We start from the raw sequence: 5517 nt of genomic DNA on the forward strand, positions 1-5517 counted from the left end.
CTCCGCTTACTTCACCATTCGCTTTTAAATCCAAAAAGTCCTTCCTAAAATTTCATATCAATCACTTAGCAAATCCAAGAACGATACAATAGTCGAACCGTTCGTAAAAGTACACGTTTTCGAACACCTCAAAAGCAACCGAAAAACAGAAAAAGAACGTTCGTAAATGTGGTCATACACTTTGCGAACGTTCTTCTATTTCAAGCTAAATTTACGAACGAATTATTGCTGTTTTTTCATTTTTATCTATGTACTTTTTACATCCGAAGGCGACAAGTGAATCCCTTTCACCACCCCGATTTTGGGGTGGTGTATAACTGGGCACTTTGCGTGAAGATTTTCTGCGCCTTTTAGCGTTCCAACTCTTGGTCTCTTTTTCTAGCAATATTTTTTTCTTTTTCTTGCTGACGCTCTTTTTGCCATTCTTTGAATTTCTCCAGCTGGGATTTTGCAAACTCCAACAAAACATTCAGCTGGCTTTTCAGGGTTTTATTTTCCTTCTGCAGTTCCAGATTTTCTTTTTTCAATCCGCTATTTTCTTTCTGCAGCTGCGCCGTTTTTCTTTTTTCTTGATCCAGCTTCCGATCGCTGGCGATCACGTTATCGACCATATCGTCAAATCGCTTTTCATGAGCCTCAATTGTGCTTTCGATGGCTTCTGTGGCTTTCGCTCTTGCTTTCAGTGCTTCGAAGTCTTCTACAGGCAATTTCACGTGGTTCCGATCAAATAGAGAGGGTTTGCTGACTTGCAGCTCATCGACTTTCTTAGAAGCCGTCAGCGCATTTCTAAGGGCTTCTGTTTCCTTCTCAAGGGTTTTAATCTCTTCATTGAGCGTTAACGCCTTGAAACGGCTCATTTCAATGTGTTTCCGGTCAGAGGCAATGCCCCGTTCGACTTCAAAACCGACACTTTGCATGTGTTTCGGGAATTCTTCCTGCATCCACTGCAATTCCTGCCGATTAAAGACATTCTTGCCCTGGAGCTTGCCGTCACGCATCGGCACAACGCCCAAATGCATGTGAGGCGTTTTCTCGTCGTTGTGAACGGTCGCATAGGCAATATTCTGTTTGCCGTAGCGTTCCGAAAATAATTTATGGCTTTCCTCAAAAAACCGTTTCTGTTCAGCCGGATCCAACCCATCAAAAAATTTCCGGTCCGAAGTCACCAGCAGCTCATTGACGAGCACGGCATCTTTCCGGGTTTTCCGTTCGTTCACTTTTTGGCTCTCGATGATTTCTTTTACATGTTTGTTGTAGTCAATTTTTTCTTGATGGAGCAAATCATAATTTAAATGGAGACGGTCCGGATCGATGTCTGGATTCGTCCGACTTTCCCGTTCTCGCTGGTTGTGAAATTGCATGCCCTTTAAATCCGGACTTTTCATTTTCTGCATCCGTACCACAGCAAAACTCACAAAAACACGCCCCCTTATTTCGGTCAACTTCCATGTAAAGTATAGCACACTATACTTTACTGCCGTAAAGGTGTGCTCTCCGAGGGCAAGACCGAAGATCAAAAGCAAGTGGCAGCATCCCTCCGGATGCGCCCCCAAATTCAAAAGCATGGGGTTGATCGTCCTCGATGGACGGTCATTCCCCAGTAGGTCAACGGCAAGAAAAAGCATCCGGCTTCGGCTGTTTTTTCCGTAGATCAACAGCAAAAAAGAATGGTCCGATTGTTCGGCCATCCTTTTCCTCTAGACCAGACCTTGCCCCTTTTGACAAAAGTGGCAAATCCCAAAACCCCTACTCTTTTGAGAAAATAAAAATTTCAAAAATTAAAATATTAACAATAACCAGTACCCCTAAAGTTGTGAAACTCACCACTTTTGGAAAATCGAAAATAAATATTACACTCACAAAAATAATTAAAACAAAGACTAATTCTAAATAGCCCTTCTTTCTTTTAGTCATAACTTCTCCCCCAAGATATTACTCTCTATGAACTCTACACTTCCATCTCTTTCCAGTATCTAAATTATAATCCTCTTCCCTTTTAAGTTCTATCTTCAAGCCAGTTATAAAATTTAACTTTCTTTCTCGATTCAGTAGAGATCGAATGATGATTCTTTTCTAGCAACCGATTCAGTTCCCTGAAATCCCATACCGCTTTTTGGATTAAGCAATTTGCTTTTTCGCTTGTAATGGCGATCGGTTCATCGGTAAATTCTCGCATGGTTTCAATTTCTTGAATCAAATTAATTGCTTGCTGCCGATCCTCTTTGTCGTCGATATTCACGTATTGGAACATATCATCAAAAACAATATCGATGAGACCTTGAATCTCTTTGATCTGCTTCTTCGTGGCGCTGGTCACCTTCTTACCGTTTGACCAAATCAAATCGAATCCACTGATTGCCCGTCCCTCTTTTTCCACGTTATAGCGAATCTCTAATTCTGTGTGTTTATTAATTTCTGCAATTGCTACGTCTAAAACACCACGCTTAAATTGTGCAGTGTTATCAACGTATGTTTTTATCTTTTCTACTCCAAATAAACGCATTAAATCTTCTTTAGAAATTAATTTATGCCAATAACCATGATGCGCTTTTAAATAATCATACAAAGTCCACGAGAAACTACTTTTAAATTTTGATGCAATATTTAAATCTGTTGTGATGTACTTATCTTTCAACTCTAGAATATGAGGAATCATTTCTTCCGTCCAAGTGAAATGGAAAACCCCGGCGTGATACCTCATACCTCTAAAAACGTTCCAAAAATCAAAGTAATCTTTTTCTGGATCCCAATGGCCAAATTTTACGCTTGTTACTTTATCTGAATCTTTCCTGGCATCTTCTGTTTTGTATTTTTGAATACCAAACTTCTTTTCAAAATCAACTTTATGAAATTCTGTTATACCATTTTGCTGCGTACAAAAGATTGAGAACGCCAATAATTGCATCTGATTTAGCGTTAAGCCTTGATTTAGTTTTGCCATCGATAATTCATTACTTTTTCTGATTGAGTTTTCATGTGAAATTAATTGAGTTTTAAGATTTTTTCTCATTATTTTACCCCTTTTTAAAAATATGAGTTTCTGAATTATGTATCATAATATTCATTATACATTTATTAATATTTATTGTGTATTTTTTTTTATATTACACAAAGTAAAGGAGGTAATTTACACAGTAAAGGGAGGTAATTTACACAGTAAAGGGAGGTAATTTACACATTTAAACTTTCAAACCCTTGGGGCTCTAAGGCTCAAAGGCACTCCTAAATATAACTAATGTAATTAATCTTTTAAAAGATAATATATATAGGCAAAATTTCATTTTGAAAAAATGAAAAGAAAAAAGAGAGATTAAGTTCATTACTAGAAAAAAGAAGGACCGATCCGACTGAAGCATGCAAGTTCTCTTCAAAGCTTCCTACAAACGTTTCTAACGAGAAAATTGAATTAGATCCAAACAAATAGGTTTTAGAGGCTTAACCCCCCACCTTTAAAATCTTTTTAAGCAAAACAAAAACTCCACAGAATAAATCTGGGAGTTTTACAGGCGAAATGATTTCAAATTGCTCTCGATCTGCTCGTCTGTGATGCCGATATAGCGCAGGGTGACATTCGGATGCGTGTGATTGAGGATGTTCTGCAGCTCGGCAATGTCTTTGAATTGCTTGTAGTGCCAATACCCAAAGGTCTTGCGTAAGGTATGCGTACCAATGCCTACCGAGATATCGACCATCTGTGCGGCCTTGTTAAGCTGTCTGTACGCTTGAACGCGCGTAATCGGTCCATTTCCCTTCCGACTGGGAAACAGCCACTCAGCGCCCTCTAGCGTGCGAATATACGCATCCAGTTCCTCGTAAATGTTGCCGAGATGGATCGTCCGACGTTTTCCGGTTTTCCCTTCGCGCAACGACACTACCTTTTTGCCCTGGATCTCGCTCGTTTTGATGGCTAATAAATCCCCGACACGTAATCCCGAATTGATGCCGAGAAGAAACAAAATGTAATCCCGTTCGCTGCACCACTTCTTCAAGCTCCATTTCATATCCTCGATTTTTTCTAAGGACCGGATCGGCTGCACATCTTTGATTTCACTTTGTTTACTCATGCGAGAACTCCTTTTGGTTGATTGCTGTGTTTTTAGTGGCTCATTGCCGTATGTAGCGAACTACTCAAGGCATTTCAATCAAAAGAAAAAAGAGCGCCGCCAAGGAAAAGCGAACGCAGGAAACTCAAGGATTTGAATGTATCATTTTTTCTAGCAATTTCAGTTTCTTCGTTTTTTCTCAGAAAGTCAATAGAATCAGGGGTCTGAATGTAACTTAATTAGGATTATGTTACATTCGTTTTTTCCTTATAAAAGCCCAAAAGCTCTTATTGTCTGTGTAAGGTAGCAACAATAAGAGCTTTTGAGTTTGCATTACTTCAAGGCGATTATGCTCGAATTTTTTTCTGAATAGAATAAATTAAATAAACTGCTATTAAAACAACTGCAGTAAGCACTAAAGAATAACCAACTGTTCTCAGAAGGTATTCGGATGTCGTCAATAGTGCCGGTGAAGAAAGTCCTCCCATATCTGTTGTCATTATCGTTCTATTTCCAAGCCAATAGGTGAGGATAAATATAATTAAAAATGAAAATCCAGCAACTTTCCAATACTTGTTGTTCATTGTACTCCTCCTAAATAACAAATCCATATATACCAAATTGTACCATGACTTTGAATGTAACTTAATTGCTATTAAGTTACATTCAAAATTCATATCACTTATAGATTTTTTTCGTCTCTTAGTACACCATATCGTTGCTCTTCACCCATCCATGAACTGGCATCACGCCAGTGAACCTCTTTAGCCGAAATCCAGCTTACGGGATGAAGAAATGGTTGATCAATTTGCCAGTCTTCATCCTCTGCCCAATAGAATAGCCCTTCTTTGAGTACTAGTTTAGCTCCATAGATGATGGAGTCCTGACCATCTTCACGCGGATGTATGTGGAAGTGTGTGACCCCTTTAAAAAGCAATTCGATGGCTGATGGCTCCCGGGCTTGTCTTTGGAATAAAACACGGACGCAAGTATCTAGATTGACCGACATACTCATGGAGAGGTCTTCATCAACGAAAGTCTCGGTCCACATGTAAAGTTCTTTCAAGCAGCTGTCATGAAATCCTCCGAAGAGATCCATAAAATTTTCAATGTCTATGGGGTCATTAAGCTTATTCCAATTCACAACATCCCGTCCTTCTTAACAATATGATTACATACTGCACGAATACTAAATTTCCTATGATGTGAATGTAACTTAATTCACATTAAGTTACATTCGAAAGATTAATCTTTAACTAAGTATGAGCTTCTTTTAAATCAGTATTTCCGGCATTTTATTGCTCAGAAGATAGATTTTTGGTTAATTCCATTAACATAAAAACACTATCGGAAGGCAACTTTAATTCATATGTCGGATTGTTCAAGAAAAGGCTAATTTTTTCTTCCTCAACTTTAGCGAGTTTACTCACCAGATGTACTGTTATTACTCCATTTCTTATTAATTCCTGAAGAG

The 5517-nt window shown here is 38.6% G+C and carries 6 protein-coding genes; all 6 read right to left on the reverse strand.

The window, feature by feature from the left end:
- Window positions 1–350: 350 nt before the first annotated feature.
- Window positions 351–1415 (reverse strand): MobV family relaxase, encoded by a 1065-nt coding sequence (gene mobV, locus IRE19_RS18300; protein WP_203341455.1) that lies wholly within the window; start codon window positions 1413–1415, stop codon window positions 351–353.
- A gap of 331 nt (window positions 1416–1746) precedes the next feature.
- Window positions 1747–1914, reverse strand: coding sequence for a hypothetical protein (locus IRE19_RS18305; RefSeq protein ID WP_203341450.1), 168 nt, complete (start codon window positions 1912–1914; stop codon window positions 1747–1749).
- Between the two features lie 82 nt (window positions 1915–1996).
- Window positions 1997–3010: a replication initiation protein gene (locus tag IRE19_RS18310; RefSeq protein ID WP_203341451.1), complete on the reverse strand. Its 1014-nt coding sequence runs from the start codon at window positions 3008–3010 to the stop codon at window positions 1997–1999.
- Between the two features lie 490 nt (window positions 3011–3500).
- Window positions 3501–4064, reverse strand: a complete 564-nt coding sequence (locus IRE19_RS18315) for a site-specific integrase (protein ID WP_203341452.1) — start codon at window positions 4062–4064, stop codon at window positions 3501–3503.
- Window positions 4065–4390: 326 nt separating this feature from the next.
- Window positions 4391–4627 (reverse strand): hypothetical protein, encoded by a 237-nt coding sequence (locus tag IRE19_RS18320; protein WP_203341453.1) that lies wholly within the window; start codon window positions 4625–4627, stop codon window positions 4391–4393.
- 98 nt (window positions 4628–4725) lie between these two features.
- Window positions 4726–5187 carry a hypothetical protein gene (locus IRE19_RS18325; RefSeq protein ID WP_203341454.1) on the reverse strand — a complete coding sequence of 154 codons (462 nt, stop codon included), beginning with the start codon at window positions 5185–5187 and terminating at the stop codon, window positions 4726–4728.
- Window positions 5188–5517 lie beyond the last annotated feature (330 nt).

It is taken from the genome of Planococcus beijingensis, from assembly GCF_016820615.1.
GTDB lineage: Bacteria > Bacillota > Bacilli > Bacillales_A > Planococcaceae > Planococcus > Planococcus notacanthi.

Bases quoted from the DNA above. Each gene is read 5' to 3' on its own strand.
- IRE19_RS18305 (WP_203341450.1), bottom strand. From the start codon at position 1,914: ATGACTAAAAGAAAGAAGGGCTATTTAGAATTAGTCTTTGTTTTAATT.
- IRE19_RS18310 (WP_203341451.1), bottom strand. From the start codon at position 3,010: ATGAGAAAAAATCTTAAAACTCAATTAATTTCACATGAAAACTCAATC.
- IRE19_RS18315 (WP_203341452.1), bottom strand. From the start codon at position 4,064: ATGAGTAAACAAAGTGAAATCAAAGATGTGCAGCCGATCCGGTCCTTA.
- IRE19_RS18320 (WP_203341453.1), bottom strand. From the start codon at position 4,627: ATGAACAACAAGTATTGGAAAGTTGCTGGATTTTCATTTTTAATTATA.